This is a genomic window from Cyanobacterium sp. T60_A2020_053 (assembly GCA_015272165.1).
Classification (GTDB): Bacteria; Cyanobacteriota; Cyanobacteriia; order Cyanobacteriales; family Cyanobacteriaceae; genus Cyanobacterium.
Map to the genome: position 1 here is coordinate 24,439 of JACYMF010000106.1, position 18,673 is coordinate 43,111.

Annotated in this window: 16 protein-coding genes and 1 pseudogene; 4 read left to right on the top strand and 13 right to left on the bottom strand. The window is 37.4% G+C overall.

From position 1 onward, the window contains the following. Positions 1–26: 26 nt before the first annotated feature. From IGQ45_14120 to IGQ45_14150, 7 genes are all read right to left on the bottom strand, one after another. Complete coding sequence (locus IGQ45_14120; protein ID MBF2058313.1) at positions 27–932, bottom strand: sugar ABC transporter permease; 906 nt, start codon at positions 930–932, stop codon at positions 27–29. 33 nt (positions 933–965) lie between these two features. Beyond that, positions 966–2,258: an ABC transporter substrate-binding protein gene (locus tag IGQ45_14125; GenBank protein ID MBF2058314.1), complete on the bottom strand. Its 1,293-nt coding sequence runs from the start codon at positions 2,256–2,258 to the stop codon at positions 966–968. Between the two features lie 52 nt (positions 2,259–2,310). Continuing rightward, positions 2,311–4,485 carry an O-linked N-acetylglucosamine transferase, SPINDLY family protein gene (locus IGQ45_14130; GenBank protein ID MBF2058315.1) on the bottom strand — a complete coding sequence of 725 codons (2,175 nt, stop codon included), beginning with the start codon at positions 4,483–4,485 and terminating at the stop codon, positions 2,311–2,313. 435 nt (positions 4,486–4,920) lie between these two features. Next, complete coding sequence (locus tag IGQ45_14135) at positions 4,921–5,523, bottom strand: Crp/Fnr family transcriptional regulator (GenBank protein ID MBF2058316.1); 603 nt, start codon at positions 5,521–5,523, stop codon at positions 4,921–4,923. Positions 5,524–6,120: 597 nt separating this feature from the next. Further along, entirely contained in the window at positions 6,121–8,679 is a 2,559-nt protein-coding gene (gyrA, locus tag IGQ45_14140) for a DNA gyrase subunit A (protein MBF2058317.1), read from the bottom strand. 277 nt (positions 8,680–8,956) lie between these two features. Further along, positions 8,957–9,331 carry a hypothetical protein gene (locus tag IGQ45_14145; protein ID MBF2058318.1) on the bottom strand — a complete coding sequence of 125 codons (375 nt, stop codon included), beginning with the start codon at positions 9,329–9,331 and terminating at the stop codon, positions 8,957–8,959. Positions 9,332–9,476: 145 nt separating this feature from the next. After that, a complete protein-coding gene (locus tag IGQ45_14150) occupies positions 9,477–9,911 on the bottom strand; it encodes a pentapeptide repeat-containing protein (protein MBF2058319.1) in 435 nt (144 codons plus the stop codon). Positions 9,912–10,078: 167 nt separating this feature from the next. Here IGQ45_14150 and IGQ45_14155 point away from each other — a divergent pair, with 167 nt between their 5' ends. From IGQ45_14155 to IGQ45_14170, 4 genes and pseudogenes are all read left to right on the top strand, one after another. Continuing rightward, the gene (locus IGQ45_14155; protein ID MBF2058320.1) at positions 10,079–11,200 is read left to right on the top strand and encodes a glycosyltransferase; all 1,122 of its coding nucleotides are present in this window, start codon (positions 10,079–10,081) and stop codon (positions 11,198–11,200) included. Positions 11,201–11,407: 207 nt separating this feature from the next. Further along, positions 11,408–11,623 (top strand): type II toxin-antitoxin system Phd/YefM family antitoxin, encoded by a 216-nt coding sequence (locus IGQ45_14160; protein MBF2058321.1) that lies wholly within the window; start codon positions 11,408–11,410, stop codon positions 11,621–11,623. Continuing rightward, positions 11,623–11,898, top strand: a pseudogene (locus IGQ45_14165) (type II toxin-antitoxin system VapC family toxin). Before IGQ45_14160 ends, IGQ45_14165 begins: the two are co-directional and overlap by 1 nt. A gap of 239 nt (positions 11,899–12,137) precedes the next feature. Beyond that, complete coding sequence (locus tag IGQ45_14170; GenBank protein ID MBF2058322.1) at positions 12,138–13,223, top strand: RNA polymerase sigma factor, RpoD/SigA family; 1,086 nt, start codon at positions 12,138–12,140, stop codon at positions 13,221–13,223. A gap of 31 nt (positions 13,224–13,254) precedes the next feature. On the opposite strand, the gene IGQ45_14175 is transcribed toward IGQ45_14170, so the two are convergent. The 6 genes from IGQ45_14175 to IGQ45_14200 all read right to left on the bottom strand — a co-directional run bounded on the left by IGQ45_14175 (position 13,255) and on the right by IGQ45_14200 (position 18,384). After that, positions 13,255–13,524 carry a TMEM165/GDT1 family protein gene (locus IGQ45_14175; protein ID MBF2058323.1) on the bottom strand — a complete coding sequence of 90 codons (270 nt, stop codon included), beginning with the start codon at positions 13,522–13,524 and terminating at the stop codon, positions 13,255–13,257. Positions 13,525–13,869: 345 nt separating this feature from the next. Next, complete coding sequence (locus IGQ45_14180) at positions 13,870–14,205, bottom strand: hypothetical protein (protein MBF2058324.1); 336 nt, start codon at positions 14,203–14,205, stop codon at positions 13,870–13,872. A 135-nt stretch (positions 14,206–14,340) separates the two neighbouring features. Continuing rightward, the gene (gene cydB / locus IGQ45_14185) at positions 14,341–15,342 is read right to left on the bottom strand and encodes a cytochrome d ubiquinol oxidase subunit II (protein MBF2058325.1); all 1,002 of its coding nucleotides are present in this window, start codon (positions 15,340–15,342) and stop codon (positions 14,341–14,343) included. Between the two features lie 320 nt (positions 15,343–15,662). Next, on the bottom strand, positions 15,663–17,099 hold the full coding sequence (locus IGQ45_14190; protein ID MBF2058326.1) for a cytochrome ubiquinol oxidase subunit I: 1,437 nt from the start codon (positions 17,097–17,099) through the stop codon (positions 15,663–15,665). 130 nt (positions 17,100–17,229) lie between these two features. Then, positions 17,230–17,634: a fasciclin domain-containing protein gene (locus IGQ45_14195; GenBank protein MBF2058327.1), complete on the bottom strand. Its 405-nt coding sequence runs from the start codon at positions 17,632–17,634 to the stop codon at positions 17,230–17,232. A 15-nt stretch (positions 17,635–17,649) separates the two neighbouring features. After that, positions 17,650–18,384: a hypothetical protein gene (locus tag IGQ45_14200; GenBank protein ID MBF2058328.1), complete on the bottom strand. Its 735-nt coding sequence runs from the start codon at positions 18,382–18,384 to the stop codon at positions 17,650–17,652. Positions 18,385–18,673: the final 289 nt, after the last annotated feature.

An 18,673-nucleotide genomic window follows, 5' to 3' on the forward strand; every position in this document is an offset into this window, starting at 1 on the left:
AATAAAAATTAAATTAAGTAATAAAATTATTTTTCACTAGAAATATCAACGTTTGTTTGAGAAAGGAAAAAAGCAATAATTCCCACCGTCAAAATTAATAAGAAAAAAGTTACCGTCACCAAAGACGAACCATAACCAAAATCTAAATAGCGACGAATGGTAGCATAGATATAGATAGCAATAGTTTCCGTTGCACCGGCTGGGCCTCCTTCTGTCATCACTTGCACCAAATCAAATACCCCAAAAGATTGAGCAAAACGAAATAAAAGAGCAATCAAAATTTGTGGAGTTAACAAAGGTAAAGTTATCTGCCAAAAACTCTGCCAAGAATTTGCCCCATCCATTTCATGGGCTTCATATAATTCAGAAGAAATAGACTGCAATCCTGCTAATAAAATCAGGGCAATAAAAGGAGTTGTTTTCCACACATCCGCCACAATCAAAGAAAACATTGCCGTCAAAGGTTGCCCTAACCAAGGAATACCCTCTTGAATCAGATTAAGACGCATTAAAATGTCATTAACGACACCATATTGATCATTAAAAATCCAAGCCCATGCTAAACCCATGACGGCGGTAGGTAAAGCCCAAGGAATTAAGGAAATCGTGCGCACCAACCCCCTTCCCAAAAAGGCTTGATTTAACACAAGGGCAAAAATCATGCCGAGAATTAATTCCCAGAAAATACTAACACCAGAAAAAATCACGGTATTGCCCAAACTTTGCCAAAAGCGCCCGTCACCCATGAGCCGATTATAGTTGCTTAATCCCGTAAAAATTGGTTCTAATTCTGTACCTAAATTTTGCTGAAAAAAACTCATCCAAAAAGAATGAATAATCGGATAAATAAAGACTAAACCTAATACTAATAAAGCTGGAATAATCAGTAACCATCCAGTTTTTTGTTCTTGATCATAATTTTTGATTTTCATAACTGATAATTTTCATCTTGACAAATATTGCGATTATCTACCTAACAATCTTCTAGTTTCATTGGCTGCTTGTGTCATAGCATTTTCCGGTGTCATTGTCTGAGTTAAAGCCGCACTTAAATAACGTTGTAAAATATCCGACGCTTGGGCATATTGGGGGATTGGAGGGCGCAAAACAGCATTTTCTACCACAGCAAGTAAATCAGGGTAATAATCATATTTAGCAACAATTTGCGGATCATTAAAAAGAGATCGTAAACTAGGAACATAACCAGTTTCCAAGATAAATTGCCGTTGACTATCTTCCCTCGTCATAAACTCAATAAAACGCCATGCTTCTTGGGGATGACGACTAGATGCCGAAATACCAAAACCCCAACCTCCTTGACAAGCACCACTTTGATAATTAGGTTGATGCATCATCGGTTTTAGGGCAAATTTACCTCGAATATCCGACTGAGAAGCTAAACCAGCCACATAGGGCCAATTTCGCAAAAATACGGTATCTCCCCCTTGAAAAAGCCGACGAGTTTCTTCTTCTGCGTAGGTAGTCACTCCAGCAGGAGAAATCCCTTTTTCAATGGTATTCAACAAAAATTTGACTCCTTCAATGGCTTGAGGAGAATCTAAGCCCACCTCAAGGGTATCAGCATTAATCCAATAAGCACCAAAACCCTCTAAAATTTCGGTAAACATGGCAGAAAGTCCTTCATATTGTCTTCCTTGCCAAACGTAACCCCAACGGGCAACATTTTTATTTTGTAAATCTTTAGAAATGTTAATTAATTCCGCAAAAGTATTTGGGGGATTGTAGCCATTTTGTTCTAACAAATCACTGCGATAGTATAGCATTCCAGCATCAGAACGAAAAGGCATTCGATATAGTTGGTTTTTATATTTTCCCCCCTCAATGTCGCCCCTTAAAAAAGTCTTCATTTGTTCATCTGTGACAAACTCATTTAAAGGTTTTAACCATTTGGCGGCGGCAAATTTTTGCACCCAAACAATATCTAAATAAACTACATCATAAGGGGAATCTCCTAATAAAAAAGCGGAAGTATATAAATCTTCGACTAAATTGGTGGCATTAGGTGCAGAGATTACTTCTAATTCAATATCAGGATTTTCCTGCTCAAATTTTCTAACTAAAGACTGCCATTGTTGTGCTTCTAAGGCTTGAAGCATTACCGTAATTTTTGTCTGCCCTTGACTAAAACTAGAGTGTGCTAAAGTCGAGGTGACAACAATTATGAGAATAAAAAGGGTAATAAATTTTAATTTTTGTTTGACCAGATTAAAGAAGGTATTGATCACTGTTAATATCATCACTGATTTTCACCTTTGAATCTTTATCCCTTAATGATACCAAAGAATCTCCCTATGTCCCTGATGTCTCCAGATAAATTTGCCACATTTGTTGATAAGCGCCCTCCATCTCTTGCGCAAATTGTCGAGTATTCCATAACGGTGACGTGCGCTTGGATTGTTTCAACTTCCAACTAATATCACGGCGCAAACCCTCATCAGCGCCCATCCTGATACCCCAGTGGATATATTCTTCCTCACTCCACGCTATACCTTCCGTGATACCGGCATTCACCAAATAAGTATAACTATTGCGTGCCGCAAAACTTTCCCCTACCCTCGTCACTACGGGAATTTCTCGCCATAACGCCTCTAGGGTTGTCGTTGAACCATTGTACGGGAAAGTATCAAGCACTACATCAGCAATACCCATATTAGCACGGTGAGTTTCTACACTAGCATCGGATTTAAGGAAGCGTAATTTATCAAGGGAAATATTATTTTCCTTCGCTACCTCTGTAACTAAATCCTTTAACACTCTTTCGTCCTTTCTAATTTTAGTAAATAAATAGCCTTTTGGGGTTGCTTCAATGATTTTTAATTGACATTTTAAAATATCAGGATTTAATTTAGCAGGATTTTGTAAGTTCATAAATACTACTGCGTCTTGTTCAATGTCTAAATCTTCCCTTGTGAGGGTGGGAGTGCCAACTTCAAAACCGTCAACGGCTAAATAGGTATGGGGTAAGCGCCAAATTTTTTCTTGATAATATTTTTGGGCATGGTCTGGTAAAACGTAGGGATCAGCGATAAAATAATCAATACTGGGTAATCCGGAAGCATCTAACCCTAACCATGTCACTTGGACGGGCGCCGGTTTACGACATAAAATCAAATCAGTAATATTGCCCGTAATACTATCCACATCCACCAAAATATCAATTTGGTCTTGATTAATTTTATGACCAATTCTGTTAATGTCTCTATCTCCAAAATAAAACTCTTTAATTTTGCTGGATTGATACCATCTTTTGGTAACATCATCTTGATGTCCTTGCACTAAATAAACATAATTTTCCACTTTTTCAGGATCAGAATGATGTAATAACCAGCGCCCGAGAAACCCCACGGAATGACGGCGAAAAGTATGCCCAATATAACCAATTTTTAACGGTCTGATTTCTTTTGTTTGGGCATAGGAAAAAACATTTTCTTCTGGGGGTTTATGAAAATCATAAAAGATTTTCGCAATATTATTACATACCGTGCGATAATTATTTAAGCTATCTTCTAAATACAATGAAGGCATTAAGTAAGATAAAAATGCTTGTTTAAAAGTGCTATTTTTTAAATCTGGTGTATCATTAATAAAATCTTGCCAAATTTGTCCTTGTTGCTCTCGAATGTTAACAATTTTTGACCATTGTCCTGACATCATATAACCTGTAAAAAGTAAACTATTGGCTAAAATAGTATCTTGTAGTTCTGATGATTGAGCTTTTAATCTTTGGGCAATATCAATGGCTTCTGGATATTTATTAACGGGAGTATAAAGGTGAAATAAAGCATGATAAAACTCAACATATTTTGGAGCATATTCCAGCGCCATTTTCAATAAATCAATACTGTAATTATGGTATAAATTTTCCATCGCCATAAATTGCGAACAGTATTTAATTTTTTCTAAAGTTTTTTGATCTGCTTTAGTGTAAATTAAGCAACTACGGGCAAAATCAATGCTAGTTTTATTAGCAACTCGTAATACTTCCCCTAAAACTTCTAATAAAAAATCTAAGTCAATTTCTGGGGGATTATCACCGCTTAAAACCTCTAAAATATCAGATTCAGTAATAAATTCAAGCTCAAATATTTTGAGAGTAATTGACAATTCAACTATTAATAATTGATTATGAATACTACTGGGATTAATGTCCTTAAGAGTTTGACAAATACCCCAAGCAAGGGCGTTATTATCTTTACTTTGTAGCGCCCTCCCCTCGTCAAATAAAATCTTAGTAAGTTGCTGAGTATATAATTCTTCTTCCGTTTCGTCAGCTTCACTAAAAGGGATAAACCAAGTGGTTTGCGCTTCCGCTTCTTGCTCATTTAATAGGTATGCTAAACCTAAATACCAATAATTTGTAACCTCATCGGGGTTATTTTCGATGATTTCTTCGTAGTGTTTGATTACAGCAGAGTAATTATTTTCGGTGAGAAAGTCGGTGACGGCAGAATCCCAATTATTCATATTATTTCTTGATGTGACATTAAAGCTATTATGCCCATATTGTAGTGAATAATGATATTAAGTTCTGATAAATATAGCAGTGCTAAATCATTTCTAGCCCATTTGCAAGTATGTATCTAAACCAGTGATAATAATGGGATTTGCTCCTACCTGTAGATTAAAGTACAGGGCACCACCACTAAGCCTACCAGTATTCCTAGGAAAGAAAATGGTTAAACTAGCGTTAGAGAGAATTGCCAGTGGATAGAAACACAAACTGGCAATCATTTTCACTGAAATGATTACCAATAGGGTGTTCTCTTTGTGTACTATAATTTATTATTAGATGAAGTGCGGAAAGTGGGCTCAAAATATTATTACTACTCCCTATTCCCTACCCCAAACAAAAACATATTTAAAATCAGCAACGCCTAAATTTGCCTTTTCACCTTTTGACTATAGTTTAACCATGAGATGGCGCCCTTCATCGAAGCTGATAAAACCCTGTTTTTGCAAATCCCCTAAAAGACGAGTGACAGTGACTCTAGTAGTGCCGATGGCGCTGGCAAGATTTTGATGGGTAAAACGCACCGTTAAACGTTTTTGAGAGTTAACATTTTCGCCAATATGATCAGCCAATAATTTTAGCAAAGAAATTAATTTATCTTCCACTCTTCTTAAACCAGCAATAGCCACTAACTCTTCCGTTTGACGAAGGCGAGAGATGGTTTGATTTAAAACTAACTGAGCAATTTCGGGAGAATTTTCAATTTCTTTGAGACTATACCATTGTAAATAAACGTCACCGTGAGCCCTTGCCTGAAAATTATCCAAAGAAGTTAACCAAAGCCCAAAAAAATGATCTGTATGTGCCCACCCCAGCCAAGTTTCCTCCCCTTCGCTATCCATTTTCATTAACTGTACAAAACCTCTACTAACCTGCCAAACTCCTTGGGTTAAAAGAGGGATTTCTTCTCCTTTACTATAAAAATGCAACTTTCTTTCACCCGGTTGGATTCTTGTGTTTAAATGCTGTTTACTAGGATAACTAACTAACATGGTGGTGTGCGCTGGATTACATGAGTTTAACCACTAGCATAAAAGACCAAAGTTAATAACAGGTAATGAATAGTTTAAATTTTGGTGAGGGAAGGTGTCAGGTTTCGGGTGTCAGGCATCAGGTGAAATGCTTATAAATTAAAAACCTTCGCCAAACAGTGACTTTTTATAAATTGCTAATTTGTATCAATAATTTTTGATAGAAAAGAAAGAAATACGGTATTTTAGAGAAAGAGAACTATGTTTAGCACTTTTTTTGAGTTTTATTGTGCTTAAAATCTTTATTTGATAAGAGTTTTGATTTATATCAAGTCTGCTTGGTCACTTACAAATTAATTAAAAATAATCTTAGTTCAATTTATTGAACGATCGGGCCATTAGCCGTGTAATTCATTACACGGTGGGTAAATTGCGAAGATATAATCTATTTGTAACTAATTATCCGAACTCTTGATATTACTCAGCAGATATTAAGTAGGTAATCAAAATTAATTGTGATTTTTATTTTTCTCGAAGCTATGACAACAAGGGGTTTATGCCCCTTGCCCTTTTCCCTTCACCTATTTATGACACAGGGATAGTAAAACCTCATCATTCTCAATTTTCAGCGCCCTCCTCCTCATCCTCAACCATTGGAGGCACAAGGGCAATCCCAGCAATAGCATCATCACCATCAAGTTTCTGCACCTTCACCCCACTAGCATTACGAGATTGGAGAGAAACCGCATTAACATCACAGCGAATGATGATACCACGGGTGGTAATAATCATGAACTCATCATCACCATTAACAATGTGTAGCGCCGCTAATTCTTCATTAGACTTACGGAAACGAATCGCTTTTAAACCCAACCCAGCGCGCCTCTGTAGCCTAAACTGAGACACTGGCACTCTTTTACCATAACCACTGCTAGTTACCGCCAAAGCCCAAGGAGCATCCTTCGCCGAATCTTGGCTTAACTCTTCTTCGTTATCATCATCTACCTCATTTTCCTCAGCTTCCTGAATCTGTGCTACAATTTGAGAAGGAAGAATATCCATACTAATAATCTGATCTCCTGAACGTAATTTCATGGATTTAACACCCTTTGCCGTACGTCCAAGGGGTCTTAGTTGGTTGTTATCCGCATAGAAATGGATTGCCATACCGCGCCGAGAACCAATTAAAACACTATCTTCCGCCGTCGCTAACCTTACCCAGCGCAATTCGTCTTCATCATTTAAACCAATGGCAATTAAACCGTTACTGCGAATATGGGCAAAAGCAGAAAGGGCAGTTTTCTTAATTAAACCCTGCTTAGTCAACATTACCAAGTATTGATTATCGGTAAATTCACTCACTGCCACAATGGAAGTAATTTTTTCTGAGGCAGAAATGGGTAATTGAGAAATAATCGGTACACCCCTTGCGGTGCGAGAACTTGAAGGGATTTGGTACGCGCTCAGGGCATAAACTACCCCACGATCACTAAAAAATAGAATGGTATCATGTTCACATCCCGTCAAAAAATGTTCTACGAGATCATCATCTTTCATTTTTGCCCCTGCTTTACCTCTGGTGGCGCGGTTTTGAGCCTCAAAGGTATTAACGAGCATTTTTTTCAAATAACCTTGTTGAGTTAAAATAATTGCTACTTGTTCATTGGCAATTAAATCAATATCAACTAAATCACCATCCCCTTGAATAATCTCCGTGCGTCTGGGGGTAGCGTGAATATTACGAATTTCGGTTAATTCCTCTTCGATAATGGCGTTAATGCGTTCCCGACGGGCTAAAATGTCTTGATAGTCGGTAATTTGGGTCATCAAGTCTTGATGCTCGGCTTCGATTTTTTCTGCTTCTAAAGCCGTTAATCTTCTTAATTGCATTTGCAAAATTGCATCCGCTTGAAATTCAGATAAAGATAAATCTGTCACTAATTGCTGTTTTGCCGTAGCAGAATCCGCAGCGCCCCTAATCAGTCTAATTACTTCATCGAGATTTCCTAAAGCAATTAAAAGACCTTGTAAAATATGATCTCTTTCTTCTGCTTTTCTGAGTAGATAACGGGTGCGTCTGGTGATGGCTTCCACTCGAAATTCGAGGAAAACTGATAAAAATTTGCTTAAAGTGAGTAATTGAGGCTCATTGCCCACCAATGCCAACATATTTGCCCCAAAATTACTTTGAATGCCTGTTTGTTTGTAGAGGTTATTTAAAACTACTTTGGCGTAAGCATCCCGTTTCAATTCAATGACAATACGCATCCCGGTGCGATCGCTTTCATCTCGAATATCGGAAATACCGTCAATTTTTTTATCATTAACCAACTCGGCAATTTTTTCAATGAGGGCGGCCTTATTGGTTTGATAGGGTAACTCGGTGACGATAATCGCTTCTTTGTCTTGTCGCCCTCTCGCTGATACTGTTTCAATATTAGCTACACCACGCATAGTGATGGAACCGCGCCCGGTTGTATAGGCATCTTTAATACCTTGTCGTCCGAGAATTTGCCCTCCAGTGGGAAAATCAGGACCGGGGATGTATTGCATCAATTCCACATCGGTCAAATCTGGGTTATGAATCATGGCGATAGTGCCATCGATCAATTCCCCTAAATTGTGGGGAGGAATATTGGTAGCCATACCCACAGCGATGCCGGTAGTCCCATTTAATAGTAACTGAGGGATGCGCGCTGGTAATACAACGGGTTCTTGTTGCGATCCGTCAAAGTTATCAATCCAATCCACTGTTTCCGCTTCAATGTCTCGTAATAAGCCGTTGGTAGCGAGGGATTGCAAACGACATTCAGTATAACGCATGGCTGCCGGCGGATCGTTATCCACACTACCGAAGTTGCCATGACCATTGATTAGAGGGTCACGCATGGAAAAATCTTGAGCCATTCTCACCAGCGCATCATATACCGCCGTATCACCGTGGGGGTGGTATTTACCTAATACTTCCCCTACTACCCTCGCACATTTACGGAAAGGGCGCTCTGGGATGAGTCCTAGTTCATACATGGCGTAGAGAATACGGCGATGCACTGGTTTTAAACCGTCCCTAGCATCTGGTAGCGCCCGTCCCACGATGACACTCATGGCATACTCTAAATAAGAGTTGGACATTTCACTGGTTAGATTTGTAGGGACAATACGTTCTTGAATGGTCATAGGTTATAAGTCACGAAATTAACCTTATTTTATCACATTCTCAGTTTTTCTCTCCTTGGTGGAGGGCGCTTTTTCCATGTCAGTATCGAAATTGATTTGTTTTGCACACAGTGGAAAGGGTAGAAAGGAAGACAGGATGATACTTTTTATTAACTGAGCAATTATTTATAGCAATTCCCGTTTTGGTGAGGTACAAAAATTTTTGTTGAAAGGCAAGAGGCAATTTAAAAAAAGTACCTCATTATGATGAAAAATACTATAGTTCATGAACTCTAAATTATCTCAATTTATAAGTGAGAGGTTCACAAAAATCATCAATGCCTTTTTTGACTGCATAAATCACCACTGGAGTCACCAACAACGGTGGACAAATTTTCAACTCAAGAAGATACTTAACTGTAGCCTCAATGTAGTTATCTTGTAAATCTGCTCTTAATTCCTCACGACACAGAGCGACACGACAACGTTTGGCTAAACCATCTAGCCAATCAATGCGATCTGGAGTTTGCCCTATGGCTAAAGCCATAGTGGTGGCAGAGTCTTCTAAATCACCCTCACCATCGGCGATCATTTCCAGCGCCCTCAACCCTATTGCACAATCGGCTAACTGTTCTTGATAATAGCTTATTTCTTCTGGTGTTAATAATTCCATAGTTTTAATAAAGGGCAAAGGGCAAAGGGGAGAAAAAATTTAGAATTTAGAAAACAATTACTTCTACACGGTGAAACAGGCATCTTGCCTGTATTTCTGGAGAGGTCTATTCTACATTCTGCATTCCTTCCATTATCAATTGTTATTAGTATTCTCCACCAACGCCAATTTTAGTATTATAAATGGTAGCCGATTCAATATTAATATTATCTAAAATTGCGTCATCGATTTGCACATCGTAAAGAATGGCATAACTCAAATCAGCGCCCCTCAAATTAACATCATTCATGGTGGCGTTAGTTAAGAAAGCCTCGTGTAAATCTGCATTTCTTAAACTCGCACCATCTAAATCTGCCCCTTCGAGGTTAGCACCTTGCAAATTAGCACCTCGTAAATCTGCATTTCTTAAATCTGCACCGATGAGGTGCGCACCGCTTAAATCTGCTCCTTTTAAGTCACAGCCCATACATTGATTAGTTTCTATTAATTGCTTCACTTGCTCTATATTTCCTGCTGTGACGGGGTGAAGGGCGCTGAAACTTAGGGCGATACTACCTACTACTGCTAAAATCTTTTTCATAATGATTTTGCCCTCTTACTTTTTAATCTACCGCTATTATAACATATTTACCTTTGTTTTAAAATCTTATAAATATTGTTGATTTATATATAAATATAGATTAATCACAGAGTGATTTATTATACTTAAAGCCCAATAATAAAATTATATTACAAACTAATAGAATCATGTCAAAAAAGAGAGATCATTTATTTTTATGCCTAGAAGTTTTTTTACAAGAAGGGGGAATACAGTCCTATTTACAGGATGTCTTTCATGCTTATAGCAAATTAAACTATCACGGGGAAGTATGGGTTTTAAGAGATAAATTTACACCAGAAAATCATAACTCTTTTGCTGGTTTAAAATTTCGTTGTTTTGCCCACCAATCCCCAATTATTGGACGCTTAAATTTTACAAGAGCGTTGTTACAATACTTAATTTTCCAGCGCCCTTCCCATGTGTATTGCACCCATATTAAATTAGCTAATCTCACTGGTTTACTATGCAATACTTTGCAGATTCCCTACACAGTTTTAACCTATGGTAAAGAAGTATGGAAACAAGTTAGTACAAATGAACGACAAGCCTTAGAAGAAGCCCAAGCCATTTGGACAATTAGCAATTACAGCGCCCGTCTCACCGCTTTACATAATCAACTTAATGCCGATAAATTTCGCCTTTTGCCCTGTGTAGTGGATGAGGAAAAATTTACCATACAACCCAAACCACCGCAATTATTAGCAAAATATCAATTAACTAATCAGCGAGTTTTATTAACCGTAGCGCGCTTGTGGGCTACTGATATTTACAAAGGTGTCGATGTCACCATTCGGGCGCTACCGCAGATTTTAGCAGTATTTCCCGATGTAGTATATTTGGTGGTGGGTAGAGGAAATGACCAACCCCGTTTAGCCCAACTGGCAAAGGATTTGGGGGTAGAAAAACAGGTGATTTTTGCAGGATTTATCCCCAATGATGAATTAGTGGCTCATTATCAAGTCTGTGATGCTTATATTATGCCCTCCCAAGAAGGTTTTGGCATTGTTTACTTAGAGGCAATGTGTTGCGGAAAGCCCGTTCTCAGTGGTGATGATGATGGTTCGTCAGACCCTTTACAGAATGGACGTTTGGGGTGGCAAGTTCCCCATCGTGATGTAGATGCTGTAGCACAAGCCTGTATGGAGATATTACAGGGTCATGATGTTAGGTGTGACGGGCGCTTTTTAAGGGATGAAACCATTAAAAAGTTTGGTCAAACTATCTTACATCAACGTTTACAAGCATTAATTATGAATTATAAATTATAGATTATTACATATCTCCTTTACCCTTTGCCTTTTTAAGGCTATTTTTGTTCAAACAGCGTTGTTTATGCCTATTTTTTGACCCTTGTAATATGCAGAAAACCTTAATAATTGTTATTTTTTATTCTCATTCGCAAACTCTAAGTAGGCATAGTCCAATAAATTAGATTAAACTAAAGTTACTAAAAATCTTCTTGTTAAAATTTTGAAATGAATAAATTAGACATAATTGAAGCGAAATCTAATCTATCAAAACTTCTTGATTTGGCTATTCAAGGAGAAGAAATCGTTATTACTCAAAATAATCAACCCATAGCTAAAATCTCTCCGATTAAACGGCTATTAAAGCGAGGAAGTGCTGAAGGAAAAGTATGGATGAGTGACGACTTTGATCAACCACTAGAAGATTTTATGGAATATATGTAATGAACTTTTTATTAGATACACATATATTTCTTTGGTTTGTTAATGACAATCCTCGATTGAGCAATAATCTTAAAGATGTGATCGAAAATGAGAGCAATTTTAGCTATCTTAGTGTGGCAAGTCTTTGGGAAATGTCTATTAAATACAGTTTAGGAAAGTTAAAATTAGAACCTTCTTATGAAGATTTTGTCGAGAAAGAGGTAAAAGAAAGTAATATTATTTTACTAGATATTGAGTTGAAGCATCTTGAAATTAACGCAACTCTCCCTTTCTATTTTCTTCCTAAAAAACTAAATTGAAAAGCCAAAATAAGGGAAATATAAAAAAAATATAAAAAGAAATTCTTATTCATGGTCAAAAGTGACATTCATTAGCTACATTAGAAGTCAACTATTAATCTCGTTTGATTGTGGGCAAATTTAGTATTGCAGGTCACAAATTTAGTTAAGAATAAGTGATTTATTAAATATTGTCTCAAAACAACGGGACTGCGTTAAAAAGAGGAGTAATCAAAATGAATCAGTTAATCAGCGCCCTTCACCTCCATAATGAAGCAATCAACACAGAAACAGACCGAGATTTGACAGAAATCATTGCCGAATACACTGACGAAATCGATGCGAAAAAATCAAGGGGAAATAGCCCCAAAGCAGAAGATTCTGTAGGTTCTTTTTTCAAAGAAATGGCGCGCTACCCCCTCCTCAGTGCCTCAGAAGAAATTGATCTCGCCTATGCTGTTAAATTTTTAATGGAATGCGAAGAAAAACAACAGTTGTTACATCATCAATTACAGCGCACTCCTAGTAAAAAAGAACTAGCTCAAGTGATGGGCTTAGAAAATGAGCGTCAATTAGACAATCGCTTGTATAAAGGAAGAGTTGCCAAACGTAAAATGATTCGCTCTAACCTGCGTTTAGTAGTATCCATTGCCAAACGTTATCTTAATCGTGGTGTGCCTTTCTTGGATTTGATTCAGGAGGGCGCTATTGGCTTAAATCGCGCCGCCGAAAAATTCGACCCCAACAAAGGCTATAAATTTTCTACCTACGCCTATTGGTGGATTCGTCAAGCTATCACTCGCACCATCGCCAATGACTCTCGCACCATTCGTTTACCCATTCATATCGTTGAAAAACTAAATAAACTCAAAAAAGCTCAACGGGAATTAAAACAAGACTTACAGCGCAACCCCACCGAAACCGAATTAGCGGACGAAATGGGCATCAATCAACAGGGTTTACATCAGCTATTGCAACTAAAAAGACAATCTTTATCACTTAATCATCGAGTGGGGAAAGGAGAAGACACCGAATTATTAGAATTACTGGAGGACACAAACTTACTACTGCCTGAAGAAAAAATAAATGAAGCGATGATGCACCAAGAAATCGTTTCTGTGTTAACCGACGTTTTAAGTGAAAGAGAAAAGGAAGTAATTGTTTTGCGCTATGGTTTAGCTAGTTCTAAACCCCATACCTTAGAAGAAGTGGGACAAATTTTTGATCTGTCGAGGGAGAGAGTGCGCCAAATCCAAACTAAAGCAATGCGTAAACTTAGAAGACCTCAAGTTGCTAGACGTTTAAAAGGTTGGTTAACTTAAACAAACACCGTATATCGGGCTTCTAGCCCGATCACTCATCCCAAATATTATTGAGAGCAATTAAAATAAAACCAATGGCAGCTAATCCTTTGAGTAATTTTACTGGTAAAAATTCACCGATGGCAACTCCAGCAATTACTCCCAAGAAACTAGCTAGAATTAGGGCAACGATTGAACCAAAAAAGACGGCTTGAGGTGATTTTGAACCACCACTGAGGGCGATGGCAGCTAACTGGCTTTTATCGCCTATTTCTGCGACAAATACGGTGACAAAGGTTAGGCTTAATAATTCCCAATCCATAATATTTTTTGTTAAATGTTTCCTTCCAAGAAATTATAACACTGGTCAAAAGCGCAACGACTTTAATAATTTATAATTCATGATTAGGGTGTGCTGAATAAATCAAAACCCTTGTCAAATAAAAGTTTAAAGTCTATTCTACATAACAAAAAGTGTCATAAATTGACTTTTTTCTCTAAAAATACTGTATTTTTCCATGCCAATCAAAAATAATTGATACAAATGAGCAATTTATGAAAAATAACTATTTGGCTAAAGTCTTAAATTTATAAGCATTTCACCTGAAACCTGACACCCGAAGCCTGACACCTCCCCTCACCAAAATACTTTTTCAGCAACCCCTACTTACTCATCCTCATCGCAGATAATTTCAATGGTGCGGGGTTGAGATGACTCTTTTTCTTCCTTTACCGTATTATTTTGTTTTGCTTTAGCTTGGTTAATGGTTTCATCAACAAATTTTCGAGCTTCTTCCGTTGTCATTTTGCCTTTATTCACCATATCATCTGCCATTTGCTGGATTTCTTGAGCAAAATTAGGATTATTGATAACTCTCTCCGCATTTTTGCGCACCTCCTCTAGGGTGTCTCCCGCTTTTTCGGCAGCATAACCAGCAATACCAATACCTAGATATAAGGCTTTTTGTAAGAAGTTTTCGGGTTTGTTTTCAGGGGCGCTCATTTTTCCTAACTCTTGTATAGATTGACAGTATTATCCTAGCTTATCCTCATATTCTCGACCGATTAAAATAATGTCGTGATTCCCCCACAGTGTGATATTCGGGCGAGAAGCCCGAAATATGGTCGATGTCTATAATTATTCTGCCGTAACTTTTCCTCGAAATACAAAATAATTATAAATGTTATAAAACAACATAATAGGGATTAAAAATCCAATAAACACTAACATAAATACCAAAGAACTAGGAGATGCGGCCGCTTGATATATGGTAATACTAGGGGGAATAATATAGGGAAAAACTACCAAAGCTAAACCCACAAAAGTTAACAAGAAAATTAGGATAGTAAGAATAAAAGGAGTTCTTTCTTGCTTTTTGTTTAGGCTAATAAATAACAAAACAACTAAACCTAATCCAATGATGGGAATAGCACTGAAAATATAAATAAAAGGTTCTTCAAATAGTCGATTTCGTGCAAAGATAGAAAAAATTGGGGTTACTGTAGTAATGGCAATAGCACCTAGTAAGGTAGTAATCGAGGCAAGTTTAGCAGTTTTATAATGGGTTTGCTGTAAACTACCAGAAGTTTTCATAATCAGATAACAAGAGCCAATCAAAACATAACCTTGGATTAAGGTTAAGGCAATCACCACACTACGCCAGTTAAACCAATCCCAAGTTGAGCCGATAAAATGCCCTGTTTCATCCACATGGATTCCTTCGATTACACCAGCAAGGGCAAAACCTTGCCCTATAGTTGCAACTAAACTACCAATGCCAAACGCTAAATTCCAAAAAAACTTTTGGTCAGAATTTTCTCGAAACTCAAATGCTACCGTGCGAAATACTAACCCCATTACCATCATCATAATAGGAATATAAAGAGAGCTTAAAATAGTGGCATAGGCAAGGGGAAAAGCCCCAAATAAACTACCCCCCATCAAAATTAACCAAGTGGCATTAGCATCCCAAACGTTACTTAAACTTGTCATTAATATTCCCCTCCTCTCCTCAGTAGAAGAAGTTAGGGAAAGAATGCCTACCCCCAAATCAAAACCATCTAACATCACATACATGAACAAAAATAACGCCAAAATGGCAAACCACACTAGGGGCAGTAAATAGTCTAATGATTCCATTACAAAATTCCTCGCAATTAATCGATAATTGTTGTTAGTTGATACTTGAAACGTAACTATCCAATATTTTTAGTAATATCAAGTTCGGATAATTAGTTACAAATAGATTAGCTCTTCGCACTTTACCCACCGTGTAATGAATTACACGGAACCAATAGGTTTACGTTCAATAAATTGAACTAAGATACTGATATTACTAATTTGTAAGTGATCGCGCAGCGGCAGCCTTCGGCTGATCAAACAGACTTGATGTAATCGGGCTAGAAGCCCGAAATACAGTCAAAAAAGGCTACTTTTTACAGAAGTTTATCCCTTAGCCGTTAATTAATAGGGCGACTATTAGGAATATGTTTAGCTGGATTTACTTCTAAAGGTGTTACTTTTTCTGTAGCGCCCGGCAAAGGCAAATCAAAATCAGGTCCTTTTCTGATGATGCGACTGCCGAAATATAAGGCAGAAAAGAAAAGTAAGGTATAGATAACTAGAAAAATGCTTAAAGAGGTTAGCACATTTCCTGATGGTAAATTAGATACGGCATCGGCGGTGCGAATTTGCCCATATACTACCCAAGGTTGTCGGCCTACACAGCGCACGATCCACCCTGATTCTACCGCTAAATAACCAGTAGGGGCGCTGAATACCCATGCCCACATTAATAGTTTTTGATTAGCTAAATTTTCGGGGGTGAATTTGCCCCTAATCCATTGAATTACTGACACTGCCATGATGCCCACAAACAAAAAAGCAATGCCACTCATGAGACGAAACGCATAATATACTAAACCTACCATGGAGGGACGATCTTCAGGTTTCCACTCTTTTAAACCCATGACAGGCTCACTGAGACGGGGTTTAAATTCTAAGATATAACTTAGGGCATTGGGTACTTTGATTTCCCAGTTGTTACTTTCTGTTTGATTATTTGGGGAAGCCAAAAGACTCCAATCTGCTTTCTCCCCTGCTGGTACCGTATCCCACAACGCTTCCATGGCAGCTAATTTGGTGGGTTGATAGTGATATACTTGCTCGGCGCTTAGATGCCCGACATAGACTTGTAAGGGGGTAATGGCGATGGCTATTACTAACACAATTTTAAGGGAGCGAGTAAAAAAAGCCTGATGATGTTTTTTGAGTAAATACCAAGCACTAATGCCTCCAATCACGAATAAGGAAGTTTCAAGGGTAGCCAAAAACATATGGGAAACACTTTTCACCATGAAAGGGTTTAACATCCCTTCAAAATAGTTACTTACCACAAATTTTCCTTCCACAAATTCACCACCGGCAGGGGTTTGCATCCAAGAATTGGCGATCAGAATCCAAAAAGTAGAAAGGTTTGCCCCAACTGCTACTAAAATAGTCGCCATGTAGTGGATAACGGGGTTTACCCTTTCCCAACCGAATAGCATGATGCCCAAGAAACCAGCTTCTAGCATGAATGCCATGGTTGCTTCAAAACCAAGAATACTACCAAAAAAGTCTCCTACTGACTCGGAGAAGGGCGCCCAGTTAGTGCCGAATTGAAATGCCATGGGTGAGCCAGAAGCCACGCCAATGCCGAAGTTTAGCACATACAATTTAGCCCAAAAACGAGCGTGGTAGTAGTAATCTGGATTTTTAGTTTTTAGCCATAATCCTTCCACAATTACTAAATAAATTGCCATGCCCGTAGTTAATACGGGCCACAGCATATGAAAAATTGCAGTGAAGGCAAATTGCATTCTTGATAAAACTAGCGTGTTTGAAAGAAAGTCCATAGTTATAGAAGTGAGGAATTACATTCTCTTTTATTCTAATCACTATTTTTCTTTGACTAACTGTCTTTTTTTGTAAATTGATGATTTATTCACGGTGTTATGAATTAAACGGCTAACAAGTATCGCTCCATTAGCCCATTAAAATAACATTATCGATAACGTGAATAACGCCATTATCTGCTTCAATGTCACTGGCGATAACGGTGGCATTTTTTACCTCAAAACTTTCATCATTACAATCAATAGTAATGGGAGAACCTTCTACAGATTCCACTTGATCAAGTTTTTCTAAGTCTGCTTTAAATAATTTTCCTGATACCACATGATAGGTTAAAATCCGAGCTAATTGGGGAGGATTTTGTACTAAAGTTTGTATGGTGCCGGGGGGAAGTTTGGCAAATGCTTCATCAGTGGGGGCAAATACGGTAAAAGGTCCGGGACTTTTTAATACTTCCACTAAGTCGGCAACCTGCACGGCTGTCACAAGGGTTTTGAAGTTATCGTTATTAACAGCGATTTCAACTATATTAGGCATTTTCTATTATTGTTGTTAACTAATTCTAATAGCTATTGTATAGGATGGTCGTTGATTTTTTTCTCGATAAGTTTTAACTATTCTTAAGTTGTCGCTCATATAAATATGTTCAAAATATGGTTTAGCTTGGGCTGTTGTTTGTAGTTTTTTGTACCATTTTTTATTAAATCTATTTTCTTTTACTTGTACTGATTCGGGATTAAGTTTGTTTTTTTTATCCAAATTTTTAAGGGTTTTGTTAAACCATTTTTCTGCTTTTTCTTGGTTAAATGATGATAAGTTTGCTAACGATATTTTTTGATTGACGGCAATATTTTCAATTACCCATTGTTGATTTTCAATGTAATATTTTTGAATGATCATTAAGTCATAAGCTGGGGAAAATATTTTTTTGAGAAAATTAATGCCATTTACTGGTAAATATCGAGCTATATTAGCATAATAATTTTCGTTAAATATTTGATAGGATTGATTGCCAATACGACCGGGTATAATGTCCACAAAGGGAATTGTTGTCCACAGGGGAAGCCAGACACCGATGAGGGGCGCTGTTTGATTCTCTGGATTCGGAAATTTTGATGCTTTTTTTAGGTTCTCAATGATTGGTAATAATGTTTGTTGATAGTAGTCATTTTTTTGTTTGAGGGGTTCAGTATCTTTGTTAATTATTAGGTTTATTAATTCGGCTTCGGGCGCTGAAAATTTTGTTTTATCTATTATTATTTTATCTTTATTTTCTGTTTGTAACATTTGTTTTTGTTTTCATGAAATAAACTATTAAAATTAACTAAAAATACTTAAAATTTTATCAGATACAACAGTTTTACTCCCTTAAATCTCTCTTTGAGTAGTAGTAAATTTTTTTTCGTTGATCTCAAAATACTTTGCCCTCTCCCCAACCCCTCTCCCACAGGAGAGGGGAGTAATATTTTCTAATAATTGATTAGTTTGAGAAACTAGGATTTTTGAGAATGCAAACGTTTTGGTTAGTAAGGGGAGGAAGGGAGAAGATTTTTTTAATTTATAAGAATTTCACCTG

Coding starts and splice junctions, on each gene's coding strand:
- IGQ45_14135 (MBF2058316.1), bottom strand. CDS start 5,523: ATGTTAGTTAGTTATCCTAGTAAACAGCATTTAAACACAAGAATCCAA.
- IGQ45_14175 (MBF2058323.1), bottom strand. CDS start 13,524: ATGGATTGGGAATTATTAAGCCTAACCTTTGTCACCGTATTTGTCGCA.
- IGQ45_14180 (MBF2058324.1), bottom strand. CDS start 14,205: ATGAGCGCCCCTGAAAACAAACCCGAAAACTTCTTACAAAAAGCCTTA.
- IGQ45_14160 (MBF2058321.1), top strand. CDS start 11,408: ATGAATAAATTAGACATAATTGAAGCGAAATCTAATCTATCAAAACTT.
- gyrA (MBF2058317.1), bottom strand. CDS start 8,679: ATGACCATTCAAGAACGTATTGTCCCTACAAATCTAACCAGTGAAATG.
- IGQ45_14170 (MBF2058322.1), top strand. CDS start 12,138: ATGAATCAGTTAATCAGCGCCCTTCACCTCCATAATGAAGCAATCAAC.
- IGQ45_14130 (MBF2058315.1), bottom strand. CDS start 4,485: ATGAATAATTGGGATTCTGCCGTCACCGACTTTCTCACCGAAAATAAT.
- IGQ45_14200 (MBF2058328.1), bottom strand. CDS start 18,384: ATGTTACAAACAGAAAATAAAGATAAAATAATAATAGATAAAACAAAA.
- IGQ45_14145 (MBF2058318.1), bottom strand. CDS start 9,331: ATGGAATTATTAACACCAGAAGAAATAAGCTATTATCAAGAACAGTTA.
- IGQ45_14155 (MBF2058320.1), top strand. CDS start 10,079: ATGTCAAAAAAGAGAGATCATTTATTTTTATGCCTAGAAGTTTTTTTA.
- IGQ45_14190 (MBF2058326.1), bottom strand. CDS start 17,099: ATGGACTTTCTTTCAAACACGCTAGTTTTATCAAGAATGCAATTTGCC.
- IGQ45_14150 (MBF2058319.1), bottom strand. CDS start 9,911: ATGAAAAAGATTTTAGCAGTAGTAGGTAGTATCGCCCTAAGTTTCAGC.
- IGQ45_14195 (MBF2058327.1), bottom strand. CDS start 17,634: ATGCCTAATATAGTTGAAATCGCTGTTAATAACGATAACTTCAAAACC.
- IGQ45_14125 (MBF2058314.1), bottom strand. CDS start 2,258: ATGATATTAACAGTGATCAATACCTTCTTTAATCTGGTCAAACAAAAA.
- cydB (MBF2058325.1), bottom strand. CDS start 15,342: ATGGAATCATTAGACTATTTACTGCCCCTAGTGTGGTTTGCCATTTTG.
- IGQ45_14120 (MBF2058313.1), bottom strand. CDS start 932: ATGAAAATCAAAAATTATGATCAAGAACAAAAAACTGGATGGTTACTG.